The organism is Rhizobium sp. LjRoot30, assembly GCF_964253915.1.
Taxonomy (GTDB): Bacteria; Pseudomonadota; Alphaproteobacteria; order Rhizobiales; family Rhizobiaceae; genus Metarhizobium.
In genome coordinates this window covers 41,825-66,735 of the sequence record NZ_CAXUSG020000016.1, presented here as the reverse complement: position 1 = coordinate 66,735, position 24,911 = coordinate 41,825, and the positions used below count along the sequence as shown (strand labels likewise).

The following is a 24,911-nucleotide window of genomic DNA, read 5'->3' as shown; positions in this document are numbered from 1 at the left end:
TTATAACGCCCTATAGCCCCGGTCCAGATAGATGAGCGAAGGTTTGCGCGGGCCAAAATGAATGGCTTCGACCTGGCCGAAAAGCACGGCATGGGTCGACATCCGCTTGATATCGGTCACGCGGCAATCGAAGGCGACGGCGGCACCGGCAAGCACCGGCGCACCCGTCGCCATCACCTGCCACTCGGCAAGCGCAAACCGTGACTCGCTGTCCAGTGCCCCGCGGCCGGCAAAGGCATCCGCCAGCGATTGCTGGTCCGCATGCAGGCTGTTCAGGGCGAAGATGCCGCTTGAAAAGAAGATCTCGTTGTTCGGATTGCTGCCGTTAACGCAGACGAGAACGCTGGCGGGATTGTCGGACACCGAGCAGGCGGCGGTGATGGTCACGCCCCGGCGGGCTTCCCCAAGCGCTGTCGTCACGATCTGCACATGTCCCGCATATTGACTCATGGCGTCGCGATAGAGCGCCGGATCGAAAATGTCTTCACGCAACGATGTTGATCTCCCTGCCCGGCGCATGCCGTCTTTCCGACATATGGATTCGGTATCCCTGTTTTTCCATGCGCCAGCGTGAACTCAAGACCCATGAGGGCGAAATCCCGCCTTTTTCTTTGACGGCAGAGTTTCGACCGATCATAAGAAGACGGCGTGCCACGACGGCACGGGGCGGGATTTCGGGTTTCATGCGTTTTTCAGGCTATCTGCCGTTCACCATCGCTTTTTCGCTGCTTGCCGGCACCGCACAGGCGGCCGGCCTGTCGATCGGTGTCGTGGCGCCGACGGAGGGCAATTTTGCACTGCTCGGCAAGCAGATCTTCGACGGTGCCGCTGCCAAGATCGCCGCCGATGGCAATACGGCGGTGCCGATCGCCGAGAATTGCGAGCCGGACAGCGGTGCAGCGGTCGCCAAGCAGATCGTCGATGCCAAGGTCGCCGCGGCCGTCGGTTTCCTCTGCAGCGAAACGCTGGAAGGCGCGTTGCCGGCGTTGAAGGAAGCGCAGATCCCCGTCGTCACAGTCTCGGTGCGCGCCACCATCCTCATGGAGGATGCGTTGAAAGCCGGATGGCCACTCTACCGCTTGGCGCCGGCCGACGGATCGGAAGCGCGGCGGATCATTGATTTCATTCTCAGTGACTGGGCAAGTCAGCCGATGGCATTGATCGAGGATGGCACAATCCACGGCCGCGAGTTGACCGAGGCGATCCGCAATGCGCTCGAGGAAAAAGGCCTAAAACCGGTCTTCACCGATACCTACCGGCCCGGCCAGGAGCAGCAGGTGGCGTTGGTGCGCCGGCTGGAGAAAGCCGGTGCCACCCAGGTCTTCATCGGCGGCGATCGCGCCGATGCCGCCGTGATCGCCCGCGATGCCGCGCAGGAAAATATCAAGCTATCGCTGCTTGGCGGCGACGCCCTGGACGCTGCAAACCAGCCCGTGCCGCTGAAGGACGGCGTTCGCGCGGTGGTGCTGCCGGATCACGCTGCCGATCCCGGCAATGCCGAACTTGTGAAGAGTTTTCGCGCCAGCGGTGTCGAGCCGGAAGGATATGTTTTGCCGGCATACGCCGCGGCGGGTATCGTCGGGGAAGCGGCCAGCATCGCCGCCAATGAGAACAAGCCGATCATCGAAGCGCTGCAGATGCGGGCATTCGAAACGGTGCTCGGCCCCATACGCTTCACCGATGCGCATGAACTGACGGAAAACCCGTATCAGGTGCTCGAATGGCGCGGCAACGCCTTTGCGACACCGGCAACGCCGACGGAGTAAGCGGCACGCCTTCTGCATCCCGGACAAACGGGCACGCTCTTGTTGTTCGCCCGCGCCGGTGGTGCTAACAACCGGCCTCATCGCCACCGACGGAGTATCTCCATGACCCTGCCCATCCGTATCGCCCCCTCCATTCTCGCCGCCGATTTCGCCCGCCTAGGGCAAGAAGTGCGCGACGTCACGGAAGCCGGTGCCGACTGGATCCATCTCGATGTCATGGACGGGCATTTCGTGCCCAACATCTCCTTCGGCCCCGACGTCATCAAGTCGCTGCGCTCATATTCCAAGGCCATGTTCGACTGCCATTTGATGATCGCGCCGGCCGATCCTTATCTTGAAGCCTTCGCCAAGGCCGGCTGCGATTCGATCACCGTGCATGCGGAAGCCGGCGTGCACCTGCACCGTTCGCTGCAGACCATCCGCGGCCTCGGCAAGCGCACCGGCGTGACGCTCAACCCCTCGACGCCGCTTTCGGTGCTGGAAAACGTGCTCGACGACGTCGACCTGATCCTGATCATGAGCGTCAATCCGGGCTTCGGCGGCCAGAAATTCATTCCGGCCATGGCCGACAAGATCCGTGCCGCCAAGGCGATGATCGGCGACCGCCCGATCGAACTCGAGGTGGATGGCGGCGTCACGGCCGAAACGGCGCCCGCGATCGTTGCAGCCGGCGCCAACGTGCTGGTCGCCGGATCCGCCATCTTCAAGGGCACGGGCGTTGACGATTACCGCAAAACAATCGAGGATCTGCGGCAGAAAGCCGAAGGAGGCCGTGGGTGAGAGGAAGACGCAGGATCGCCGCATGGTTGATAGCCGCACTTGCCTTCGGCACCGGTGCGGCATCGGCCGGCGATTTTGCCAATATCCAGCCTCTCGGTTTTTCCGCCGACGGCGGCGTCTTTGCCTTCGAGGAATACGGCGTGCAGGATGGCTCGGGCTTTCCCTACGCGACGATCTATTTCATCGATACCAAGGAAGACCGCTATCTGCCGGGCACGCCCTACCGGGTGCGGCTGGAAGACGAGCAGGCAAGCCTCGGCAAGGCGCGCGGCGATGCCCGCCGCGCCGCAGCGAAACTGATCGAGACGTATGATCTCGCCAGCAATCCCGGCCTTCTCGCCGCCTTCAACCCGTTTACCGAACTCGACACGGTGTCCGACAAGCTGCGCTACGACGCCGTCGCAGTCCAACCGCCGGTCGGCAACACCAATACGATGGTGCTTGAAACCTTCGACCTGCAGGCGTCGCCCAAATGCCAGTCCTTCGACGCGAAGACCCGTGGCTTCCGCCTGCGCCTCAAGGAAATCGAAGGTCAGCCCGCCAACCGGCTGTTTTACGAGGACAAGCAGATACCCGAAAGCCGTAACTGCCCGACAGAATACAGGCTCGGCGGCGTCATGACATTCAGCCCGCAGCCGGCCGGCGGCTGGGTGCATATCGCCCTCGTGCTGGTGTTGAGCCAGGGTTTCGAGGGCAGCGACGGTCGCTGGATCGCCGTGCCGGTGCGGCCATGACAACGCTGTCGGCCATCATGCCCGATGTTCTCCCCGCCCAGCCGCGCGGAGGCCGCCTGCGCCAACGGATCGCTTCGGCGCGACTGCCCCTGCCCGGCCTGCTGGCAGGCGCCGTCATCTGGGGCCTGCTGATGTCCACTGCAGCCCTTCTCGGCCTCTACCTGCGCTTTCGCCTGCAGACGGCGCATCTGCAGGGATTGATGCTGCTCTATTTCGCCGGCGGCCTATTCGCCTGGCTCGTTGCCGTTCCGCTCGGCCGCTTCTTCGCCTTCCGGCGTTCTCCCGAAACGCGTTTCGCGGCATTTTTCCTGACGCTGACCTGCGCCACCATTCTTGCAACGGCCTTCCTGTTTGCCATGGAATACCGGCTGTTCTATTCGCAGTGGCACCAACCTTTCGGCACCCGGATCTGGCTGATACAGTTCCTGTTCACCTCCGCATCCGCAACCTATCAGTTCCTGGTGCTCGGCATGCGGCTCTATCTGCCGCTCGGACTGATCTTTCTCATCTGTGCAAGCGTCTTTCTCGCACGCCGCATGCGTTGAGATTGTCTGCCAGGTTTGCTAAAGCGACCGCAACTGCCGCTAGAGACGAAAGCGATACCCCATGATCCCCCGTTATTCCCGGCCAGAAATGGTCGCCATCTGGTCGCCCGAAACCAAGTTCCGCATCTGGTTCGAAATCGAAGCGCATGCCTGCGACGCCTTGGCCGACATTGGCGTCATCCCGAAATCGGCGGCCGCGACCATCTGGGAAAAGGGCGGCGCAGCCACCTTCGACGTCGAGCGCATCGACGAGATCGAAGCCGTCACCAAGCATGACGTCATCGCCTTCCTGACGCACCTGGCCGAATTCGTCGGTCCGGACAGCCGTTTCATCCACCAGGGCATGACCTCTTCCGACGTGCTCGACACCACCTTCAACATCCAGTTGGTGCGTGCCGCCGACATCCTGCTCGCCGATATGGACCGCGTTCTGGCAGCGCTGAAGACCCGCGCCTTCGAGCACAAGGACACCATCCGCATCGGCCGTAGTCACGGCATCCATGCCGAACCGACGACGATGGGCCTGACGCTCGCCCGTTTCTACGCCGAGATGAACCGCAACCGCGAACGCCTCGTCGCAGCCCGCGCCGAGGTGGCGACAGGCGCCGTTTCCGGCGCCGTCGGCACTTTCGCCAACATCGATCCGCGCGTCGAGGAACATGTCTGCGAAAAGCTCGGCCTCATTCCGGAGCCGGTCTCGACGCAGGTCATCCCGCGTGACCGCCATGCGATGTTCTTCGCCACGCTCGGCGTCATCGCCTCGTCGATCGAGAACGTCGCCATCGAAATCCGCCACATGCAGCGCACCGAAGTGCTGGAAGCCGAGGAATTCTTCTCGCCCGGCCAGAAGGGCTCGTCGGCCATGCCGCACAAGCGCAACCCGGTTCTGACCGAAAACCTCACCGGTCTCGCACGCCTGGTGCGCATGTCGGTCGTGCCGGCCATGGAGAACGTTGCCCTTTGGCACGAACGCGATATCAGCCATTCCAGCGTCGAGCGCGCTATCGGCCCGGACACGACGATCACCCTCGATTTCGCCCTCAACCGGCTCGCCGGTGTCATTGAAAAGCTGGTGATCTATCCGGACAACATGCTGAAGAACCTCAACAAGTTCCGCGGCCTTGTCCATTCGCAGCGCGTGCTGCTGGCGCTGACGCAGGCCGGCGTCTCGCGTGAAGACGCCTACCGCCTGGTGCAGCGCAACGCCATGAAGGTATGGGAACAGGGCAAGGACTTCCTCGAAGAGCTTCTGGCAGACCAGGAAGTGCGCGCTGCCCTTTCCGAAGCCGATATCCGCGAAAAATTCGACCTCGGTTACCACACCAAGCATGTCGATACGATCTTCCGCCGGGTGTTCGGCTCCGTCTGACCGACCACGGGCGACAATCGAAAAACATGCCGGCGACAGTGCTCAAGCACACTTCGCCGGCATGGCACTCTGTATTAGACTGCCTGTCGTGCCTTGTCGCACGTCATCACAGGGAGGCTAAGCATGAGGTTTCCAAAAATCCTGTTCCTTGCCGCAGTGTTTTCTTCGTCCCTTGCCGGGTTGGCAGCGGCGGAAACACCGCAATCCATCCTGGAGCTGGTCAAATCCGGTTACGACATCATCAACGTGGCGCCGATTTCGGAAAGTTACGCCGTCTTCCTGGAAAAGGATGATGCCGTGGTGATCTGCCAGATGGGTTTCAATTCCGGTGCCTTCTCCACCGACAAATGTTATCCGCTTACCAAGTGACACCGTTTTGAAATCGCGATGGTGCCAGCGGCGCCATCGTTTCCCCTTGACTTCGAAACCGCGCGATCGCACATCACGGCCATGAAAGTATCGGAAGCAGACATTCTCATCATCCCGGGCCATGGCAATTCCGGCCCGCAGCATTGGCAAACCCGCTGGCAGGAAAAGCTCAGCACGGCGCGACGCGTCGAGCAGGCGGAGTGGATGACGCCGGTCCTCGGTGACTGGACAAGCCGGATCATCGAAGCCGTCGAGGCGGCGACCAAGCCGGTCGTGCTTGTCGCGCATTCGCTCGGCGTCGCCGCCGTGGTGCATGCAGCACCGCAGTTTGGCCAGCGTATCGCCGGCGCTTTCCTGGCAGCACCTCCGGACCTGACGCCTTCCGACCTGCTGCCCCAGGAACTGGCGGCGTTCGGGCCTTATCCCCGCGATCCCTTGCCCTTTCCGTCCATCACCATCGCCAGCCGCTCCGATCCGTTCGGCACGTACGAGCATGCCGAGGACATCACCAATGCCTGGGGTTCGCTGCTGATCGACGCCGGCGACTCCGGCCACCTGAATACCGCCTCGGGCCACGGCCCATGGCCGGAAGGTTCAATGGTGTTCGCCCAGTTCCTGAGCCGCCTGCAAGCATAAAAAATGCCGGTTCTGTCCTGAAACCGCATTAATGTCACTTTAAATCTATCTTGGCACTATGGCAGCTTGTCCAAGCGAGTTTTTGCGTTGACGTCACATTGTGAGCCCAAGGATTCAGAGAGCGGTCAGATCCTGGCCGACGAAAAGTGCTTGCGCGAGATCGTTGCAGGCATGTCGACCGGCTTGGCATTTCTTGACGCAGACGGCTTTGTTCTCTTCCATAATCCTGCCTTCTCGAAACTTCACCCGGCAGAACGGAGTGTCTCGGGCCTGGCGCTTGCCGATCTCGTCCATCCCGAAGACCGAGACAATCTGATCAATCTCATCGTTGCGACACGACGTGGCGATATCGAAAATGCTCGTGTCGAACTCCGATGCGGCACCGCGGAAAACGGATATCACTGGTATCGGATCGCTCTCAATGCTTCCACCGCTTCGCCACCGGCAGCGATCCTGGTAACGACATTCGACATCCACGCCCGCAAGACACAGGTCGACGAGCTGATCCTGCGGGAAAACCGCTGGCGGGATGCCCTGGTGAATTCCGGCACCGGCGTGTGGGACCAGAATTACGCGACCGGCGTCATGTATTACTCCGACACCTGGAAGGCCATACGCGGGCTGGCGCCGGACGAACAATTGGCCGAGGGTTTCGAGAACTGGCTGCAACTGCTTCATCCCGACGACCGCGACTATGTCGTCGAGGCGATCGAGCGGCAGAACAGCGGCGACCCGGACTATGCGATGTTCCAGTATCGCGAGCGCCACAAGGACGGCCACTGGGTCTGGGTTGAGTGCCGCGGTGCGGCGGTGGAGTGGGACAAGGACGGCAAACCGACACGCGTTATCGGCACCGACACCGACATAACCCAGCGCAAGGCAGCAGAAGAAATGCTGGCCCAGCTTTCGAGGCGCCTGGAACTGGCGCTATCGATATCAGACATCGGCGTGTTCGAAGCCGATCTCGAAACCTCGACCGTCAAATGGGATGATCGGCTGCTGGAAATGTTCGGCATGGAAGGGACGCCGAACCTCAAACCCGGCGACTTGTGGGAATCGATGCTTCATCCGGAAGACGCGGCAACGGCACTCGCCTGCGTCGAAACCCATCTCGACGGCGAAAACGAATTCCGCAACGATTACAGGGTCGTGCTGGCAAACGGCAAGGTGCGGCATATCGAATCCCGCAACAAGGCCTTCACCGATAGCAACGGCAAACGCAAGCTGGTGGGCGCGAACTGGGACGTCACCGGCGACATCATCCTGCGGCGGGAACTCGAAAGGGCAAAGACACTGGCGGAGGCCCGCAACCGCGAGCTGGAAATGGCCAAGGCGCGCATCGAGCACAATGCGCTTCACGATTATCTGACAGGGCTGCCCAACCGGCGCTACCTCGACGAGGTTCTCGATGCCCGTGCCGAGGAATGCCGACGCAGCGGCGCGACGATGGTGATCTTTCACATCGATCTCGACCGCTTCAAGCAAATCAACGATACGCTTGGTCACCGTGCCGGCGACACCATGCTCCAGCACGCGGCGAACGTGCTCAAAGCCAACCTGCGCAGCCAGGACTTCGTGGCACGCATCGGCGGCGACGAATTCGTCCTGCTCACGGACATGGACGGTACGCAACGCAAGCTCGCCTCTCTTGCCGACCGCATCATAAAGGAATTGTGCAAGCCGGTCCTCTATGACGGGCATACCATCCGTTTCGGAGCCAGCATCGGCATCGCCAGCGACGATGGCGCGGAGTTGAACGCCAAACAATTGCTGCTGAATGCCGACATCGCTCTCTACCGCGCCAAGAACCGCGGCCGCAATCGTCACGAATTCTTCTCTCGCGATGTCCAGGACCAGATCATTCACAACAAGCGGCTGGCCGACGATATCCTGTATGCGCTGGAACAGGATCAGTTCGTACCCTTCTACCAGCCGCAATTCTGTGCCCGCACGCTCGATGTCACCGGCGTGGAAACGCTGGTGCGCTGGGTCCATCCGGAAAAGGGCATCCTTACCCCCGACAAGTTTCTTCCCGTCGCCGAAGATCTCGACGTGGTGTCTATGATCGATGCATTGGTGCTGGAAAAGGCACTCGCCCATCACCGGCTATGGATGGCCAAGAAGCTTCCTGTGCCGAAGATTTCGGTCAATGTGTCCGCACGGCGGCTGAATGATCCGGCCCTGACGAAAAAATTGCGCGGCATGAAGATCAAGCCCGGAACGGTGTCCTTCGAATTGCTGGAATCGATTTTCCTCGATACCTGCGACACCGGCGTGGTGCAGAACCTCGCCCGGCTGCGCAAGCTCGGCATCGACATCGAGATCGACGATTTCGGCACCGGCCACGCCTCGATCGTCAGCCTGCTCCGGATCAGCCCGACGACCCTCAAGATCGACAGGGAGCTGGTCAAGCTCATTCCGTCGTCTGCCGAACAGCGCAAGATGGTCGGCTCGATCATCGAGATCGGCAGATCGCTGAACATCAATGTGGTTGCAGAGGGCGTCGAAACCCGCGATCACGTCCGCATCCTCTCCGAACTGGGATGCGACATCCTCCAGGGCTGGGCGCTTGCCCGGGCGATGCCCTTCGAGGCGATCGAACCCTTCCTGATCGCCGAGGAATGGCGCGCCAGCGAACATCCCGTCCACGAAATGCACGGCAAGATCCGCCGCGCCGGTAAAGGCTGATTCACGAAAAAGCCGCGGAACAGGGTGTCCGCGGCCAGAGGTTTGAAACGTTTTCGCTTGAAATCAGCTGTTCTGGATCTGCTCGACAGCCTGGGCCAGAAGCTCGAGCATCTTGCTGCGCAGGTCGGTGTCGCTGACGGCAACGCCGGCGGCATCGAAATCGGCGCGAATCTTGCGGAAGACGTCTTCATCGCCGGCCTCGACGAAATCGGAAGCGACCACATCGCGCGCATAGGCATCTGCATCGTCGCGGCCGAGAAGCCCGGCTGCCCACAGGCCAAGCAGCTTGTTGCGCCGCGCCTCAGCCTTGAACTTCAATTCCTGGTCCAGTGCGAATTTGCTTTCAAAGGCCTTTTCGCGATCACTCATGGCGCTCATATAAGAATCTCCCCGGCGTATCGTGTTCGTATGGGTTCCGTTCCCATAAATCAAATGCATGACGAAAGTGCAATGCGAAGTTTGCCAAATTGCGGCACGCGCGAAGAAAGCGTCACACAGGCTGCAAACGGCAGGATGGGCCGGTTAAACCGGACGGCCATGACAGCAGCAGAAACCTGGCCGGCCTTACAAAGGTGAAAATCATGCTGACATGTAGACGCCGCCCAACCGCGTTTCCCGATGGAAAGATGAGAAGGCTCCGATGAATTCCCCTGGAAGCCGCCACAGGCGCATTGTGGATTCCGGACTTTTCCGATAAGGGACCGCACTAACGAACGTTCCACGCGCTGCCCAAGAGCGCCAACAACAGAGAAAAATACCATGAACCGTCGCCGCCGTATTTACGAGGGCAAGGCCAAGATCCTTTACGAAGGTCCCGAGCCCGGCACCCTGATCCAGTTCTTCAAGGACGATGCGACCGCCTTCAACAAGAAAAAACACGATGTCATCGATGGCAAGGGCGTCCTGAACAACCGGATTTCCGAATACATCTTCAGCCATCTCAACAAGATCGGCATTCCGACGCATTTCATCCGCCGGCTGAACATGCGCGAGCAGCTGATCAAGGAAGTCGAGATGATCCCGCTGGAGATCGTCGTGCGCAACGTCGCCGCCGGCTCCATGGCCAAGCGCCTCGGCATCGACGAAGGCGTGGTCCTGCCGCGCTCGATCATCGAATTCTACTACAAGTCGGATGCACTCGACGACCCGATGGTCTCCGAAGAGCACATCACCGCCTTTGGCTGGGCAAATCCGGCTGAGCTTGATGACATCATGGCCCTCGCCATCCGCGTCAACGACTTCCTGACCGGCCTGTTCCTCGGCGTCGGCATCCAGCTCATCGACTTCAAGATCGAATGCGGCCGCCTGTTCGAGGGCGACATGATGCGCATCATCCTGGCCGACGAGATTTCGCCGGACAGCTGCCGCCTCTGGGACATCGAAACCCGCCAGAAGCTCGACAAGGACCGTTTTCGCGAGGACCTCGGCGGCCTGCTCGAAGCCTATCAGGAAGTGGCACGCCGTCTCGGCATCATCAATGAAAACGAACCCGTCCGCGGCACCGGTCCGGTTCTGGTAAAGTAAGATCTTTAGGGGAAGACGATAGTGATCAAGGCACGCGTGACCATCACGTTGAAGAACGGCGTTCTCGATCCGCAGGGCAAGGCCATCGAAGGCGCCCTCGGCGCCCTCGGCTTCGAAGGCGTCGGCCATGTCCGCCAGGGCAAGGTCTTCGATCTCGAGCTTGATGGCGCCGACCGCGCCAAGGCCGAGGCCGACCTCAAGGCGATGTGCGAAAAACTGCTCGCAAACACGGTGATTGAGAACTATACTATCGCCATCGACTAAAGGTTGTGGAGCGAGCGATGGCGGAAGTTACCAACGAGTTGATGTACGAGTTGCTCAAGCGGATACAAGCAGATGTTTCGGATGTGAAACTCACTCAAAGAGAGTTGAAATCCGAGATGAATGCCATGCGTGGCACGATGATCTCGATGCAGCAGGACATTCATAACATCTACGGTGTTCTCGCCCGGCATGAAAGCCGTCTCGACCGTATAGAAAACCGCCTCGAACTCCGTGAACTGGCAGAAGCTCAAGCAAGGTTTGAACCGCACCCATGAAATCCGCCGTCGTCCAACTTCCTGGCCTCAATCGTGACCGCGACATGATCGCGGCGCTGACGAAGATCTCCGGTCAGGCGCCGATCACCGTCTGGCAGACGGAAACCAGCATTCCCGATGATGTCGACCTGATCGTCATTCCGGGCGGCTTCTCCTACGGTGACTATCTGCGTTGCGGCGCGATTGCCGCGCGCATGCCGGTGATGCAGGCGATCAAGGAAAAGGCCGAAAAAGGCGTCAAGGTTCTCGGCGTTTGCAACGGATTCCAGATCCTTGTCGAAGCCGGAATGCTGCCGGGCGCGCTGATGCGCAACGCTTCTCTCAAGTTCGTCTGCAAGGAAATCAAGCTGCAGGTCGTCAACGCCGAGACGGATTTCACCCGCGCCTATGCCGCGGGCCAGATCATCCGTTGCCCGGTTGCCCATCATGACGGCAATTATTTCGTCGAGGCCGAGACCTTGAAGTCGCTCGAAGGCAATGGCCAGGTGGTGTTCAAATATGCCGAAGGCACGAATCCGAACGGCTCGATGAATGACATCGCCGGCGTGATGAACGAAAAGGGCAACGTGCTTGGCATGATGCCGCACCCGGAAAACCTGATCGAGGCAGCCCATGGCGGCTCCGATGGACGCGGCATCTTCGCCTCGGCTCTCGACGTGATCGCTGCCTGAAGGCTGGCAAACACGCTGCTTTTCTGACGCCGGCAATTTTGCCGGCGTTTTTTATTGGATTGCTCACGACTGCGGTCATTCGAAACGCGCCGCCAAGCATCATCTACCGCAATCCACGGGACGACGTGAATAATCCACCCTTCCCCTGCGTCAAGAACCATGGAAATGTTGACGCACCGGAGCGCTTTGCCGCCAACCGGCCGAGGGAGGAAATGGCATGCGCATGGCTTCGATTCCGACAATGCTCCTGCCCCTTTCATGGGTCCTGTTGACGACAGCGCCCCTCGTCCATGCGGAAACACCGGGAGAGGTGTGTGACCGCCTCGCGACGCATCCTTTCGATCCGGCAAGGTCGGCCATCGCTGAAGGTGTCGCGACCGGCAGCATCGACATCGCACCGGCCATAGCCGCTTGCACTGCGGCTGCGGAAGGCGATCCCGGCACCCCTCGCTACCGCTATCAGCTTGGACGCGCACAATTCGAGAAGGAGGACTACCAGGCTGCATTCGCGAGCTTTGCCGCAGCATCCGACAAGGGTTATGCAGCCGCGAAAGGCGCCTTGGGCTACCTGTATGACGAGGGCTATGGAACCGTCGTCGACAAGGCGAAGAGCCATACGCTGTGGAGCGAAGCAGCCGAAGCGAATGTCGCCTTTGCTGCGCAGAACCTCGGCATCTCCTACCGCGAAGGCGATGGCGTGGCGATCGACCATGCGGCCGCTCTAAAACTCTTCCAGAAGGCCTATGACCTCGGCTACACGCAATCGGCCGTCGATATCGGTTTTGCCTATGACGGCGGCAACGGCGTAAAGCAGGACTATGTCGAAGCGATGCGCTGGTACCAGATCGCCGCCAAGCACGACATTGTCGAGGCGCAGAACAATATCGGCAGCCTCTACGAAAGCGGCCATGGCGTGCCCCAGAATTATGCGCTCGCGCATGAATGGTATGAAAAGGCCAGCGCCCAGGACTACGCGCTGGCGGATATGAACCTCGCCGAGATGACCGACAAGGGGCTTGGCGTACCCGCCGATGCCGCCAAGGCAGCGGGTCTCGTTTTGAGCGCCTTCGAGAAAGGCAATGCCGGCGACGACGAGGAAAACACCAAGGATCTTTTCGACCGCCAGTGGAGCCCCGCCTTCTGGACCAGCCTGCAGGAACGGCTTCGCCAAAGCGGCCATTTCTCCGCCGAGACTTCGGGAAAACCGGATGAAGCGACGAAAACGGCCATCGCGGCGCTTTTGAAGCCGTGACAGCGGCGATTGGCCTGCAAGGCCGCGCGTAATCGGAACGCGCGCGGGTAATGGCTGCTTAACCATGGAACTGCTAGAACGGTAATGTAGCAATCGATCAGAGACCGACATGGCCACTTTCCGTCCTTTCCGCCCGCTCCCGATTTTCGGCATTCTTGTCGCCGCTTCAGCACTCGCTGCCTGTCAGACGAAGCCGGAAACACCGCCGGCCGCGAATCGGGCCGCACTGCCGGTGATGGAACGCGTGGCGCTGGGCGCCAATGCCTGCTGGTTCAAGTCGGGCGACGCTGCCTTCAAGCCTTACCGCCTGGCGCCGGAATTGAATTCCTTCTCTGGTCGTCCGCGCATCCTTGTCGTCCACAAGACCAGGCCGGAGGCGCGGCCGCTGCTGGTGGTTCATGCGGAAGGCAATCCCGCCAAGCTGGAGGCCTTTGGTCCGCTGATGGGCGAAGCGGTCGGCGCACGCGTCACCAAGGACGTCAACCGCTGGGCCGCCGGCGGACAGGGCTGCTGAAGAGCGGCCTTTGCTTCCAAGCCATAATTGCCCTTGAAAGGCCCGGCGCCGCCGGCTGGGACTGGCTGCGCCGGGCCACTCTTTCCAGTCGCCTGGCCGGAAATGCGTCAATCCCAGAAGTAGGATTTCGCGACTTCGATTCCCGCTTCCTTTCGGCTCACGCCGATATCGCGCAACTGATCGTCCGTCAGTTCGCGCAAGGCCAGGCGGCCGGCGCGTTCTTGCTGCCACAGGCAGACAAACGACCATAGCCGGCTCAGCAGGCTCGCATCACCGTGCACCGGCCCGGGGTTCAGCATCTCGCCCGTATCGCGAAACAGCCTTTCCCGCGCATAGCCGTCTGGATAAATTGTATCTATTGCACCCACATAATGATCTGTGCTGGCCATATTGCACCGCTTTTCCTGAAACCGATATTGTATTCGACACGGAATGAGATACAATTGACTCAATAACAGTGACAATAGTGAGAATTGTCATCATGACAAATTGGCTTCCCGACCTTTCCACCGGCACCGGCCCACTTTACGTGCGCCTCGCCGACAGCATTGAATCGGCAATTTCGGAAGGGACATTGTCGCCCGGGACGAAATTGCCGCCGCAACGCAACCTCGCCTACGATATCGGCGTCACCATCGGCACCATCGGACGCGCCTATTCGCTGGTGCATGAACGCGGCCTCGTCAGTGGCGAAGTCGGGCGCGGCACCTACGTGTTGCCCCTGCCGCAGAACCAGAATTCCGCCCAGCCCGATCCGGTCACGGCAGCGATGACCGGCACGCGGCCGATCGACGCCCCGCCGGGCATCGTCCGTTTCGACACGACGGCGGCGCCGGATGTCGGTCAGGGCGAGGCCGTCGCCAGCAACCTGGCGGATATTGCCCGCGATCATCCGCTCGACATCACCAGCTATACCCGGACTTTCCCGTCGCACTGGTTTCAGGCCGGCGCCAGCTGGCTGGCAAAAGGCAACTGGCGCCCTGCCCCGGACAGCATCGTGCCGGCGCTCGGCGCCCATGCCGCCATCATGGCGGTGATCTCCGCCGTGACGGTGCCGGGTGACAAGATCGTCTTCGAGCACCTCACCTACTCGCGGATCAGTCGCAGTGCCGGGCTGATCGGCCGGCGGACCGTGCTGGTGGAATCGGACGAACACGGCGTGGTGCCAGCCGATTTCGAGCGGCTCTGCGCCCAGCAGCACCCGAAACTCGCCTTCCTGATGCCGACAGCACACAATCCGACCGGCATCTGCATGCCGGAAGATCGTCGCCGGGCGATCGGCGAAATTGCCCGCAAGCACAATGTCTGGCTGGTCGAGGACGATCTCTACGGCGCCATGAGCGACAATACGACACCGCTTCTGACGGAATTCGCGCCGGAGCGAACGTTCCTCGTCGGCGGCTTCTCCAAATCCGTTTCCGCCGGCGTGCGCGGCGGCTGGGTCGCCTGCCCGGCGCATTTCAGCCACCGCGTCAGCATCGCCCACAAGATGGTGACGGGCGGCATGCCCTTCCTGCTGGCCGAGCTTTGCGCCCGCATGGTGCTGTCGGGCGAGGCCGCGGAAATCCGCACGAAAGCGATCGCCGAACTCTCGACGCGGGTGGATTATGCCCGCAGGACCTTCTCCGGTTTCGAATTTTCAGCTGCGGCAGGCATTCCGTTCCTGTGGCTGAAGCTTCCCGATCCATGGCTTTCCGGCATATTCAAGAACGCCGCCTTCCGCGAAGGCGTGCTGGTCGACGACGAGGACGAGTTCAAGGCCGGGCGTTCGGACAAGGCCTTCCATCGCGTTCGAATCGGTTTCTCGACGCAAAGCACGGCCGAAGAAGCGGACAAGGGATTCCAGATCGTCCGCCGCCTCCTGGAAACGGGATCGGCCGGCTACGATAGTTATTCATGAGTGTGGCATATCCGCCCTTTACCATTGATAAAGGCAAGTGTTAACGTCCGGCAAATCAGGGCGAGTCAAACTGGGATTTGGGGGCTTTTCTGGAATGGCATTTCAATTCGGCAAATTTTTGGCAGTGCGCATGGCAACTGTCTCGGCCGTATCGGTGGTAGCAGGCCTTCTTCTTTCTTCTGTCTCCATAGCAGCCGACTTTGAAGGCGCGCCGGCGACGGACGAGCCGTTCTTCGACGAACTGCGATTCGGCGCCCAGATCGCCGTGGACAAGACCCGCACCAACGACGAGCGCGGCAGCTTCTACCAGCTGACCATGTTCTTCGATCCCTTCGACAACGACACGGCTGTCGGTTGGAAGGAACACCTCCTGCGTCCGCGCGTCTATGTCGGCGGCACCGTTGCCAGCGACAGCCGCGAAGCGAGCATGCTGTTCACCGGTCTGGCCTGGAATGCCAACATCACGGAAAAGGCCTTCCTCGAAGTCGGCTTCGGCGGCATGATCCACAATGGCGATCTCGACTATGACGGCACGCGCGGTCCGAAACTCGGCTGCCGCACGCTGTTCCGCGAATATGCGGCCGTTGGTTACGACGTGACGCAGAACTGGCGCGTGCTGGCTCAGATCGAACACTCCTCGCACGCCAACCTGTGCGGCGACACCAACAACGGCCTGACCCGTGCCGGTCTTGCCATCGGTTACAAGTTCTAATCCCTTGCCTGCATACCGCATGGCGGTTTTGCAGGCCTTTCGGAATGACAATCGCCGGCCTTGCGATCCTTGACGGGATAGTGGGGCCGGCGTTTGATTTTCCTGTCGCGCAGTCCATCTAACTGCGCTAAAGAGACGCCAAAAGCCGCCCTATCGCACGGATGTCCCAAGACCCATGAGCATTTCCAACACCCGCCCGATCACGCCGGACCTGATTGCCTCCCACGGCCTCAAGCCGGATGAGTACGAACGCATCCTCTCGCTGATCGGCCGCGAGCCGACCTTCACCGAGCTAGGTATCTTTTCGGCCATGTGGAACGAGCACTGCTCGTACAAATCCTCCAAGAAGTGGCTGCGCACCTTGCCGACCAAGGGACCACGCGTCATCCAGGGACCGGGCGAAAACGCCGGCGTCGTCGATATCGATGACGGCGACGTCGTCGTCTTCAAGATGGAAAGCCACAACCACCCCTCCTACATCGAGCCCTACCAGGGTGCGGCAACCGGCGTCGGCGGCATCCTGCGCGACGTCTTCACCATGGGCGCCCGGCCGATCGCGGCGATGAACGCCCTTCGCTTCGGCGCGCCCGATCATCCGAAGACCCGCCATCTGGTGGCCGGTGTCGTGGCCGGCGTCGGTGGTTACGGCAATTCCTTCGGCGTTCCGACCGTCGGCGGCGAGGTCGAGTTCGATGCCCGCTACAACGGCAACATCCTCGTCAACGCCTTTGCGGCCGGCCTTGCGAAATCGGATGCCATCTTCCTTTCGGAAGCCAAGGGCGTCGGCCTGCCGGTCGTCTATCTCGGCGCCAAGACCGGCCGCGACGGCGTCGGCGGCGCCACCATGGCATCGGCCGAATTCGACGAATCGATCGAGGAAAAGCGCCCGACTGTGCAGGTCGGCGACCCCTTCACCGAAAAGTGCCTGCTGGAAGCCTGCCTTGAGCTGATGAAGACCGGCGCGGTCATCGCCATCCAGGACATGGGTGCCGCTGGCCTGACCTGCTCGGCCGTCGAAATGGGCGCCAAGGGCGACCTCGGCATCGAGCTTTATCTCGACCAGGTACCGGTGCGCGAAGAGCGCATGACCGCCTATGAGATGATGCTCTCCGAAAGCCAGGAACGCATGCTGATGGTGCTGCGCCCGGAAAAGGAAGAGGAAGCCAAGGCGATCTTCGTCAAGTGGGGCCTCGACTTCGCCATCGTCGGCAAGACGACGGACGACCTGCGCTTCCGCGTCATCCATCAGGGCGAAGAAGTCGCCAACCTGCCGATCAAGGAACTGGGTGACCAGGCGCCGGAATACGACCGTCCCTGGACTCCGGCCAAGGTCGCCGCACCGCTGGCCACCAACGACGTTCCGCAGGCCGATGTGGCCGAAACGCTGCTGAAGCTCGTCGGCTCCGCCAACAACTCGTCGCGCCGCTGGGTCTACGAACAGTACGACACGCTGATCCAGGGCAACTCCGTGCAGCTTCCCGGCGGCGACGCCGGCGTCGTGCGCGTCGAGGGCCATACGAAGAAGGCGCTGGCCTTCTCCTCCGACGTGACACCGCGTTATGTCGAGGCCGACGCCTACGAAGGCGGCAAGCAGGCCGTTGCCGAATGCTGGCGCAACATCACCGCCACCGGCGCCCTGCCCTTGGCTGCGACCGACAACCTCAACTTCGGCAATCCGGAACGCCCTGAAATCATGAGCCAGTTCGTGCATGCCATCAAGGGCATCGGCGAGGCCTGCACCGCTCTCGACTTCCCGATCGTGTCCGGCAACGTCTCGCTCTACAACGAGACCAACGGCCAGGGCATCCTGCCGACCCCCACCATTGGCGGCGTCGGCCTGCTCAAGGACTGGACGAAGATGGCGCGCATCCGCTTTGCCGAACAGGGCCAGGCGATCCTGCTCGCCGGCGCGCCGGCAAGCTGGGGCACGCATCTCGGCCAATCGGTCTACCTGCGCGACATCCATGGCCGCACCGATGGCCCCGCCCCGCATGTCGACCTCGCCCATGAAAAGAAGGCCGGCGATTTCGTTCGTGGCCTGATTGCCGACGGTCTGGCGACGGCGGTACACGATTGCTCCTCCGGCGGCATCGCGCTCGCCGTTGCCGAAATGGCGATGGCATCCGGCATCGGCGCCCATCTCAACCAGCTCAACGATCACGACCCGATCCCGGTCTTCTACGGCGAGGACCAGGGCCGCTACGTGATCACGGTCAAGGAAAGCAATCTCACCAAGGTGCACGAACGCGCCGAAGCCGCCGGCGTCTTCTGCCCGTGGATCGGCCGCACCGGCGGATCGTGGGTGACATTGGGTTCTGCACGGCCTGTTTCAATTGAGCAATTGCGTTCGGCCCATGAATCGTGGTTCCCTGACTTCATGGAGGGCGGCTCGGGAACGGTCGCCGCCGCTGAATAGTCTGAGGAGTGACCCAACATGCCCATGAAACCCGGCGATATCGAAGACATGATCCGCGCAGGCATCCCCGGCGCCAAGGTGACCATTCGTGATCTGGCCGGAGATGGTGACCATTACGCAGCCGAAGTGGTCGCCGAGGCATTCCGCGGCAAGACCCGCGTCCAGCAGCACCAGATGGTCTACAACGCCCTGCAGGGCAACATGGGCGGCGTGCTGCACGCGCTCGCCCTGCAGACCAGCGCACCCGATTGAACACAACACCGGCCCCTGACGGCGGGAGGAACGCATGGCTGATCTGGTGAAGGAGCTGGTCACGGGTGTCGTGAACAGCGTGCTCAAGGAAATCCTGAAGAAGGGTACCCGTAAGAGCACGACGACGAAACGCAAGAAGCGGCAGACCCGGTCGGCGACGACCGGGCGCTTCGTCAAGAAGACCTCGACCGCCGCCCGCAAGCCAGCGAGAAAGCAGGTCAGCCGCCGTCGCACCGCCGCTGGCCGCAGCCGGCAACGCAACCGATAAGAGCCTCCCTTTTCACGGGACATCAAACGCCATGCCGAGACCGATTACATTCGCCTCTCTCGCTGCAGCTTGCCTTCTGGCGCCCTTGCCCGTTTTCGCCGGCGAGGTGGAATGCCACGCCAACAAAGAGTATGCCGTGGCAGTGCAGAGCTACGACGAGGATGCCGGCGCGCAATTTGCGGTGACGGCACTCAAGGGCAAGAAGAAGCCGGCTTCCTGCCGCTTCGATGCCGACAAGGCCGACCTTGTCATCGGTGAGCCGGGCGATCCCCTGTGGTACGGCGATCAGACCGGAAAATACCTGATCCTCACCCGCTCGACCGGGCCGCAAGGCGATCTCGTCGTCTACGACCTCTCTACCGGCAAAAGCGTTCTGGATGTTCCAGCCGACGAGTACGAGGTTTCCGGCGGCAAACTCGCCTTCTGGGAGCGCACCGGCGAAGCGACCGCGGAAAACTGCCCGAGTTTTGCGGAAAACCAGGCAAACGGCATGGGCTCGGCGGTTGCCGAACGCAAGCAGCTTGACCTGAAATCGCTCAAGATCAGCAAAACCGGCGAAGAACGCTGCGACGCGACACAATAACGCTGCTTCCAGCTGCTGAAACTCGCCGGTTCTGCGCCGTTTTTTCGTCACAGCGCTGGAATTCATTTTGCGGCATTGCTATTTAAGCCGAACTGTCAAACTGCGGATCTTGAACCCGCATGTGAAAGGAAAGAGCCTCATGAGCGGCATCAACGAATTCATCGACAACGAAGTCAAGAGCAACGACGTGGTGCTCTTCATGAAAGGCACGCCGCAGTTCCCGCAGTGTGGTTTCTCCGGCCAGGTGGTCCAGATCCTCGACTACCTCGGCATCGACTACAAGGGTATCAACGTGCTCGCCGACGCGGAAATCCGTCAGGGCATCAAGGATTATTCCAACTGGCCGACCATTCCACAGCTCTACATCAAGGGCGAATTCCTCGGCGGCTGCGATATCGTCCGCGAGATGTTCCAGGCCGGCGAACTCCAGACGCATCTGGAGCAGCAGGGCATCGCGGTGCGCGGCGCCGCCTGATATCATCGGACTCATTCCGAATTTTCATTGGAATTTTGCAAAGGCGCCGGATAATAACGGCGCCTTACCTTTTATTCGGGAATATCCATCGTGACATCTCCATCGGAAACCATGCCCGCCCAGCTCAAGGGCATGGGTAAAGTCGAATTCATCGTCATGATGGCGTTCCTGATGGCGTTGAATGCGCTTGCCATCGACATCATGCTGCCTGGGCTTCAGGAGATCGGCGCCAGCCTCGGCGTCGAGAACGAGAACCATCGGCAATATGTCGTTTCGGCCTACCTCATCGGATTCGGTATCGCACAGCTGTTTTACGGGCCGCTGTCCGACCGGTTCGGTCGCCGCCTGCCGATGCTGATCGGCCTGATCATCTACATCGTTTCCGCCCTTGCCATCGTCGCCGTGCCGTCCTTTGGGCTGATGCTCGCCCTGCGCTTCATCCAGGGTGTCGGCTCTGCCGCGACCCGCGTCATTACCGTGTCGATCGTCCGCGACGTCTTCGGCGGCCGGCGCATGGCGGAAGCCATGTCGTTGATCATGATGGTGTTCATGGTCGTTCCGGTCATCGCCCCCGGCATCGGCCAGACGGTGATGCTGGTCGGCAACTGGCACCTCATCTTCCTGTTCATCGCTGTCGCAGGAATGATCGTCACCACCTGGATGTACCTGCGCCTGCCGGAGACGCTGAACCCCGCCGATGTCCGCCCCTTCACCTTCTCATCGGTGCTCGGTGGCTTCCGCATCGTGCTGACGACCCGTGTTGCCCTCTGTTACACCATCGCCAGCACCTTCATTTTTGGCGCACTCTTCGGGTTTATCAACTCGGCGCAGCAGATCTATGTCGGCATCTACGGTCTGGGCGTGCTGTTCCCGGTCGCCTTCGCCGCCGTGGCGCTGTTCATGTCCTTCGCGTCCTTCCTTAATTCCCGGCTGGTCGGGCGTTTCGGCATGCGCCGGCTGTCGCATGCCTCGCTGCTGGGATTCATCGCCATCACCTTCCTGTGGCTGCTGGTGCAGTTGTTCGGACCGCAGCCCATGCCGTTCCTGCTGTTCCTCAGCTTCTTCGGCCTGGCGATGTTCCAGTTCGGCTGGATCGGCTCGAACTTCAATTCGCTTGCCATGGAACCGCTCGGCCATGTAGCCGGTACCGCATCCTCCGTGCTCGGCTTCATGAGCACGGTGGGCGGCGCCGCCATCGGTGCGGCTATCGGTCAGGCCTTCGACGGCACCGCGTTGCCGATGGTGGCCGGCTTCTTCAGCGTCTCGATCGTTGGTCTGATCTTCGTGCTGATCGGCGAGAAGGGGCAGCTCTTCCACCCACACAATCCGCGTGTCTGATCAGGCAGTTATTGGACAAACAAAAAGGCGCGGAACCGGCAAGTTCCGCGCCTTTTTCATTGTGGTGTGCCGATCCGTCAGATAGCGGCGAAAACCTCGGTCTTGAGGCGCTGCCACGATTCCTTGTCGGTTGCCAGAAGCAGGCCGCCATCGACATGCTTGGGAAGATAGGGCGAGCCGTCGAGACGTGCAGCATACGCGCCGGCCTCCTGCGAGATCAGCGTGCCGGCCAGATGGTCCCAGGGCATCAGCTTGTTGTACATGACGAAATGCACGTGGCCACCGGCAAAAGCGCGGTATTCGTGAGCAGCGCAGCGATAGCTGGCGGCATAACGTACCTTGGCAAGGCTGTGCATCACTTCGGCGCGCACGTTCTTCTCCAGGTAGCCGGTCGATGCCATGCCGACCATATGCTCGAGCCCGACAGGATCAGCGACCTTCAACCGCAGCGCATTGCTGTCCTCGGGTCGGCGCAGCCAGGCGCCAGCGCCCTTTTCCGCCATGACCCAGTCGTCGCCCATCGGATCGTAGATGATGCCGGCAACCGTCTCGCCCTTCCAGACGACGGACGCCATGACGCCGAAGGCCGGCACGCCGGCGGCAAAATTGAAGGTGCCGTCAACAGGATCGACAACGATCGCCAGTTCCGCATCCGGCAGCTTGTAGAGCAGGTCCGGATCGCTGGCGACGGACTCCTCGCCGATGAAGACGGCGTTCGGCAGCGTCTTCGCCAGTTCGGCACGCATCATCCGCTCTGCCGATTCATCCGCCTCGGTGACGAGGTCGGTGGCGTCGGTCTTGGTGCGGACATCGCCGTCACCCAACCGCCGGAAGCGCGGCATGATTTCGGCTTTCGCCGCACGACGCAGCAGATCGGCAAGCGCAGTCACATCAACGGTCATCGGATACATTCCTCTCAACGGACATCAGACTGGAAAAATCGAAGAGTTTCGGATCGAGCAGGTGCGAAGGGTTCACATGCGCGAGTGCACGCAGCATCGTATCCTTGCGGCCCGGCATGCGCGTTTCGATATCGGCAAGCATCGCCTTCATGGCATTGCGCTGCAGGCCGTCCTGCGAGCCGCAGAGGTCGCAGGGAATGATCGGGAACTGCATGGCCGCCGCAAACTTGGCAAGGTCGTCCTCCGCCGCATAAGCGAGCGGACGCAGCACCATCAGGTCGCCCTCGTCGTTCAAGAGCTTGGCGGGCATGCCGGCGAGCCTTCCGCCATGGAAGAAGTTCATGAAGAAGGTTTCGAGGATGTCCTCGCGGTGATGGCCGAGGACCAGCGCATCGCATCCCTCTTCGCGGGCGATGCGATAGAGGTTGCCGCGACGCAGCCTGGAACAGAGCGAACAGTAGGTGGCGCCTGCCGGCACCTTTTCCTTCACGATCGAATAAGTGTCGCGATATTCGATGCGGTGCGGCACGCCGATGCTGGTCAGGTATTCCGGCAGGATATGTTTGGGGAAATTCGGCTGACCCTGGTCGAGGTTGCAGGCGATGAGGTCGACCGGCAGAAGCCCGCGCCATTTCAGGTCGAGCAGCAGCGCCAGCAAGCCATAACTGTCCTTGCCGCCGGAAACACCGACGAGCCAGCGCTTCTGGCCCTTCAGCATGCCGAAATCTTCGATGGACTGGCGGGCCTGTCGCAGCAGGCGCTTGCGCAGCTTGTTGAAGGACACCGAGCGGGGGGCCTCGGCAAACAGCGGATGGGCGCCGCCTTCGGCTGCCTCGTCCGCAATATCCGGCTCGTCGATGACCGGTATGGCGATGTTCATGGCGTCTCGTTCCGGACAAAACCGTTGCGGGCTGATGCGCAAAGGCAATGCCCGCTATGGACCGCAAGATCAAGGTGTTTTTGCCTTGCAGCGCGCTTTGCCGCGCTACCGGCGGTTCACATGTCGAAAACCGACCAGCCGGTGCGCGCCGCCAGCATTTCCAGCGCCTCCGAGCCGAGCAGCGAATTGCCGACCTTGTTCAGGCCCGGCGACCAGACGGCGACCGAGGCAACACCGGGAGCAACGCAGAGGATACCACCACCGACACCACTCTTGCCCGGCAGGCCAACGCGATAGGCAAATTCGCCGGAGCCGTCATAGTGGCCGCACATCAGCATCAGCGCGTTGATGCGCCGCGCCCGCTTGGCGGACACCACCGTGTGCCCCGTCAGCGGATTGGCGCCGCGGGCGGCAAGAAACAAGCCAGCGCGGGCGAGCTGTGCGCAGGTCATCGACAGGGCGCATTGATGGAAATAGACGCCGAGCACATGCTCGACCGGGTGATCGATATTGCCGAAGGAGCGCATGAAGTTGGCAAGCGCAAAATTGCGGAACCCCGTCTGCGTCTCTGAGCGGGCGACAGCATCGTCGATGGATACCGTGTCGTCGTCTGCCAAGTATCGGACGAACCGCAGCAGTTCGCCGATCGCCTCGCGCGGCTGGTGACCGGCCAGAACGGTATCGGTGACGGCAATCGCGCCGGCATTGATGAAGGGATTGCGCGGGATGCCGTTTTCGCGCTCAAGCTGGACGATGGAGTTGAACGGCGATCCGGACGGTTCGCGGCCGACCCGTTTCCAGATGCCCTCGCCCACCTTGCCGAGCGCCAGCGTCAGCATGAACACCTTGGAAATGCTCTGGATCGAGAACGGCGTGGCGGCATCGCCGGCCAGGTGCAGTTCTCCGCCGGTGGTGGCCACGGCGATGCCCAGTTGCTTCGGGTTTATCTTCGCAAGCTGCGGAATGTAATCGGCGACGGCGCCTTCGCCGAGCCGCGGCAGAAGTGCCTGGTGAATGTCTTCAACGATGGTCTGCAAATCCGGCATCCGCGCTCCCTCTCGTCAATAAAAAAGCCGCCCCGAAGAGCGGCTTTCCAAATCTTGAATACCGATTCGCGAAAATTAACGCGAATAGAATTCGACGACCAGGTGCGGTTCCATGACGACCGGGTACGGAACGTCGGACAGGGTCGGAACGCGGGCGAAGGTCGCAACCATCTTGTTGTGGTCGACTTCGACGTAATCCGGAACGTCACGCTCGGTCAGGGCAACGGCTTCGAGAACCGAAACGAGCTGCTTGGACTTCTGGCGAACTTCGATGACATCGCCGACCTTGCAACGGTAGGAACCGATGTTGACGCGAACGCCGTTGACGGTGACGTGGCCATGGTTGACGAACTGACGGGCAGCAAAGACCGTCGGAACGAACTTGGCGCGGTACACGATCGCGTCGAGACGCGACTCGAGCAGGCCGATCAGGTTTTCCGAGGTGTCACCCTTGCGACGGTTGGCTTCGTCGTAGGTGGCGCGGAACTGCTTTTCGCGGATGTCGCCGTAATAGCCCTTCAGCTTCTGCTTGGCGCGCAGCTGCACGCCGAAGTCCGAAAGCTTGCCCTTGCGGCGCTGGCCGTGCTGGCCCGGGCCGTATTCGCGGCGGTTAACCGGGGACTTCGGACGACCCCAGATGTTTTCGCCCATACGGCGGTCAATTTTGTACTTGGACGATTCGCGCTTGCTCATCGCATTTCCTTTCAGAACGTTACACCGCACCGTTGCCGGCACGGATCAAGGAAACACGC

Annotated in this window: 30 protein-coding genes; 22 read left to right on the top strand and 8 right to left on the bottom strand. The window is 61.2% G+C overall.

Annotated elements, in window-relative coordinates; genetic code table 11:
* Together ACSQ3I_RS24085 and ACSQ3I_RS24080 are read right to left on the bottom strand one after the other, a co-directional pair.
* Entirely contained in the window at positions 1-519 is a 519-nt protein-coding gene (locus ACSQ3I_RS24085) for a flavin reductase family protein (RefSeq protein WP_436003157.1), read from the bottom strand.
* A complete protein-coding gene (locus tag ACSQ3I_RS24080; protein WP_436003216.1) occupies positions 485-685 on the bottom strand; it encodes a hypothetical protein in 201 nt (66 codons plus the stop codon). Before ACSQ3I_RS24080 ends, ACSQ3I_RS24085 begins: the two co-directional genes overlap by 35 nt.
* Here ACSQ3I_RS24080 and ACSQ3I_RS24075 point away from each other — a divergent pair.
* From ACSQ3I_RS24075 to ACSQ3I_RS24040, 8 genes are all read left to right on the top strand, one after another.
* Positions 684-1,766 carry a branched-chain amino acid ABC transporter substrate-binding protein gene (locus ACSQ3I_RS24075; protein ID WP_436003156.1) on the top strand — a complete coding sequence of 361 codons (1,083 nt, stop codon included), beginning with the start codon at positions 684-686 and terminating at the stop codon, positions 1,764-1,766. The genes ACSQ3I_RS24080 and ACSQ3I_RS24075 overlap by 2 nt on opposite strands.
* 102 nt (positions 1,767-1,868) lie before the next feature.
* Positions 1,869-2,546, top strand: coding sequence for a ribulose-phosphate 3-epimerase (gene rpe / locus ACSQ3I_RS24070; protein ID WP_436003155.1), 678 nt, complete (start codon positions 1,869-1,871; stop codon positions 2,544-2,546).
* Entirely contained in the window at positions 2,543-3,280 is a 738-nt protein-coding gene (locus ACSQ3I_RS24065) for a DUF2259 domain-containing protein (protein WP_436003154.1), read from the top strand. The genes rpe and ACSQ3I_RS24065 overlap by 4 nt, the downstream gene beginning before the upstream one ends.
* Before the next feature lie 17 nt (positions 3,281-3,297).
* Positions 3,298-3,825 (top strand): hypothetical protein, encoded by a 528-nt coding sequence (locus ACSQ3I_RS24060; RefSeq protein WP_436003212.1) that lies wholly within the window; start codon positions 3,298-3,300, stop codon positions 3,823-3,825.
* Positions 3,826-3,886: 61 nt separating this feature from the next.
* Positions 3,887-5,194, top strand: a complete 1,308-nt coding sequence (gene purB / locus ACSQ3I_RS24055; RefSeq protein ID WP_436003153.1) for an adenylosuccinate lyase — start codon at positions 3,887-3,889, stop codon at positions 5,192-5,194.
* 123 nt (positions 5,195-5,317) lie between these two features.
* Positions 5,318-5,563, top strand: coding sequence for a hypothetical protein (locus ACSQ3I_RS24050; RefSeq protein ID WP_436003152.1), 246 nt, complete (start codon positions 5,318-5,320; stop codon positions 5,561-5,563).
* A gap of 81 nt (positions 5,564-5,644) precedes the next feature.
* Positions 5,645-6,199 carry an RBBP9/YdeN family alpha/beta hydrolase gene (locus tag ACSQ3I_RS24045; RefSeq protein WP_436003150.1) on the top strand — a complete coding sequence of 185 codons (555 nt, stop codon included), beginning with the start codon at positions 5,645-5,647 and terminating at the stop codon, positions 6,197-6,199.
* Positions 6,200-6,370: 171 nt separating this feature from the next.
* Complete coding sequence (locus ACSQ3I_RS24040) at positions 6,371-8,887, top strand: sensor domain-containing protein (RefSeq protein ID WP_436003210.1); 2,517 nt, start codon at positions 6,371-6,373, stop codon at positions 8,885-8,887.
* Between the two features lie 63 nt (positions 8,888-8,950).
* Here ACSQ3I_RS24040 and ACSQ3I_RS24035 read toward each other — a convergent pair whose 3' ends face one another.
* Positions 8,951-9,265, bottom strand: coding sequence for a DUF1476 domain-containing protein (locus ACSQ3I_RS24035; protein ID WP_436003148.1), 315 nt, complete (start codon positions 9,263-9,265; stop codon positions 8,951-8,953).
* 381 nt (positions 9,266-9,646) lie between these two features.
* Between ACSQ3I_RS24035 and purC the strand changes: the two genes are divergently transcribed.
* The 6 genes from purC (at position 9,647) to ACSQ3I_RS24005 (ending at position 13,387) form a co-directional block, all read left to right on the top strand.
* Entirely contained in the window at positions 9,647-10,411 is a 765-nt protein-coding gene (purC, locus tag ACSQ3I_RS24030) for a phosphoribosylaminoimidazolesuccinocarboxamide synthase (RefSeq protein ID WP_109457923.1), read from the top strand.
* A gap of 21 nt (positions 10,412-10,432) precedes the next feature.
* Positions 10,433-10,675 carry a phosphoribosylformylglycinamidine synthase subunit PurS gene (purS, locus tag ACSQ3I_RS24025; RefSeq protein WP_436003146.1) on the top strand — a complete coding sequence of 81 codons (243 nt, stop codon included), beginning with the start codon at positions 10,433-10,435 and terminating at the stop codon, positions 10,673-10,675.
* Between the two features lie 17 nt (positions 10,676-10,692).
* Positions 10,693-10,950, top strand: coding sequence for a hypothetical protein (locus ACSQ3I_RS24020; protein ID WP_436003144.1), 258 nt, complete (start codon positions 10,693-10,695; stop codon positions 10,948-10,950).
* On the top strand, positions 10,947-11,621 hold the full coding sequence (gene purQ, locus ACSQ3I_RS24015; protein ID WP_436003142.1) for a phosphoribosylformylglycinamidine synthase subunit PurQ: 675 nt from the start codon (positions 10,947-10,949) through the stop codon (positions 11,619-11,621). Before ACSQ3I_RS24020 ends, purQ begins: the two co-directional genes overlap by 4 nt.
* Before the next feature lie 217 nt (positions 11,622-11,838).
* Positions 11,839-12,873 carry a tetratricopeptide repeat protein gene (locus ACSQ3I_RS24010; protein ID WP_436003140.1) on the top strand — a complete coding sequence of 345 codons (1,035 nt, stop codon included), beginning with the start codon at positions 11,839-11,841 and terminating at the stop codon, positions 12,871-12,873.
* A gap of 109 nt (positions 12,874-12,982) precedes the next feature.
* The gene (locus ACSQ3I_RS24005; protein WP_436003138.1) at positions 12,983-13,387 is read left to right on the top strand and encodes a hypothetical protein; all 405 of its coding nucleotides are present in this window, start codon (positions 12,983-12,985) and stop codon (positions 13,385-13,387) included.
* Positions 13,388-13,494: 107 nt separating this feature from the next.
* On the opposite strand, the gene ACSQ3I_RS24000 is transcribed toward ACSQ3I_RS24005, so the two are convergent.
* Positions 13,495-13,776, bottom strand: a complete 282-nt coding sequence (locus ACSQ3I_RS24000) for a DUF1127 domain-containing protein (protein WP_436003136.1) — start codon at positions 13,774-13,776, stop codon at positions 13,495-13,497.
* 92 nt (positions 13,777-13,868) lie between these two features.
* Between ACSQ3I_RS24000 and ACSQ3I_RS23995 the strand changes: the two genes are divergently transcribed.
* From ACSQ3I_RS23995 to ACSQ3I_RS23960, 8 genes are all read left to right on the top strand, one after another.
* Positions 13,869-15,287, top strand: a complete 1,419-nt coding sequence (locus ACSQ3I_RS23995; protein ID WP_436003134.1) for a PLP-dependent aminotransferase family protein — start codon at positions 13,869-13,871, stop codon at positions 15,285-15,287.
* Between the two features lie 130 nt (positions 15,288-15,417).
* Positions 15,418-15,999 carry an acyloxyacyl hydrolase gene (locus ACSQ3I_RS23990; protein WP_436003132.1) on the top strand — a complete coding sequence of 194 codons (582 nt, stop codon included), beginning with the start codon at positions 15,418-15,420 and terminating at the stop codon, positions 15,997-15,999.
* Positions 16,000-16,174: 175 nt separating this feature from the next.
* Positions 16,175-18,415 (top strand): phosphoribosylformylglycinamidine synthase subunit PurL, encoded by a 2,241-nt coding sequence (gene purL, locus ACSQ3I_RS23985; RefSeq protein ID WP_436003130.1) that lies wholly within the window; start codon positions 16,175-16,177, stop codon positions 18,413-18,415.
* Between the two features lie 18 nt (positions 18,416-18,433).
* Positions 18,434-18,667: a BolA/IbaG family iron-sulfur metabolism protein gene (locus ACSQ3I_RS23980; RefSeq protein WP_436003128.1), complete on the top strand. Its 234-nt coding sequence runs from the start codon at positions 18,434-18,436 to the stop codon at positions 18,665-18,667.
* 34 nt (positions 18,668-18,701) lie between these two features.
* A complete protein-coding gene (locus ACSQ3I_RS23975; protein ID WP_436003126.1) occupies positions 18,702-18,935 on the top strand; it encodes a hypothetical protein in 234 nt (77 codons plus the stop codon).
* Positions 18,936-18,966: 31 nt separating this feature from the next.
* Positions 18,967-19,518, top strand: a complete 552-nt coding sequence (locus ACSQ3I_RS23970) for a hypothetical protein (RefSeq protein WP_436003124.1) — start codon at positions 18,967-18,969, stop codon at positions 19,516-19,518.
* 139 nt (positions 19,519-19,657) lie between these two features.
* Positions 19,658-19,993, top strand: a complete 336-nt coding sequence (grxD, locus tag ACSQ3I_RS23965; RefSeq protein WP_436003122.1) for a Grx4 family monothiol glutaredoxin — start codon at positions 19,658-19,660, stop codon at positions 19,991-19,993.
* 132 nt (positions 19,994-20,125) lie between these two features.
* Positions 20,126-21,331 (top strand): multidrug effflux MFS transporter, encoded by a 1,206-nt coding sequence (locus ACSQ3I_RS23960; protein WP_436003208.1) that lies wholly within the window; start codon positions 20,126-20,128, stop codon positions 21,329-21,331.
* A gap of 77 nt (positions 21,332-21,408) precedes the next feature.
* Here the strand turns inward: ACSQ3I_RS23960 and ACSQ3I_RS23955 are convergent, their stop codons facing one another.
* From ACSQ3I_RS23955 to rpsD, 4 genes are all read right to left on the bottom strand, one after another.
* The gene (locus ACSQ3I_RS23955) at positions 21,409-22,233 is read right to left on the bottom strand and encodes an inositol monophosphatase family protein (protein ID WP_436003120.1); all 825 of its coding nucleotides are present in this window, start codon (positions 22,231-22,233) and stop codon (positions 21,409-21,411) included.
* Positions 22,223-23,113 carry a tRNA 2-thiocytidine(32) synthetase TtcA gene (gene ttcA / locus ACSQ3I_RS23950; protein WP_436003118.1) on the bottom strand — a complete coding sequence of 297 codons (891 nt, stop codon included), beginning with the start codon at positions 23,111-23,113 and terminating at the stop codon, positions 22,223-22,225. The genes ACSQ3I_RS23955 and ttcA overlap by 11 nt, the downstream gene beginning before the upstream one ends.
* Positions 23,114-23,229: 116 nt before the next feature.
* On the bottom strand, positions 23,230-24,159 hold the full coding sequence (locus ACSQ3I_RS23945) for a glutaminase (protein WP_436003116.1): 930 nt from the start codon (positions 24,157-24,159) through the stop codon (positions 23,230-23,232).
* A gap of 75 nt (positions 24,160-24,234) precedes the next feature.
* Positions 24,235-24,852: a 30S ribosomal protein S4 gene (gene rpsD / locus ACSQ3I_RS23940; RefSeq protein ID WP_436003114.1), complete on the bottom strand. Its 618-nt coding sequence runs from the start codon at positions 24,850-24,852 to the stop codon at positions 24,235-24,237.
* Positions 24,853-24,911: the final 59 nt, after the last annotated feature.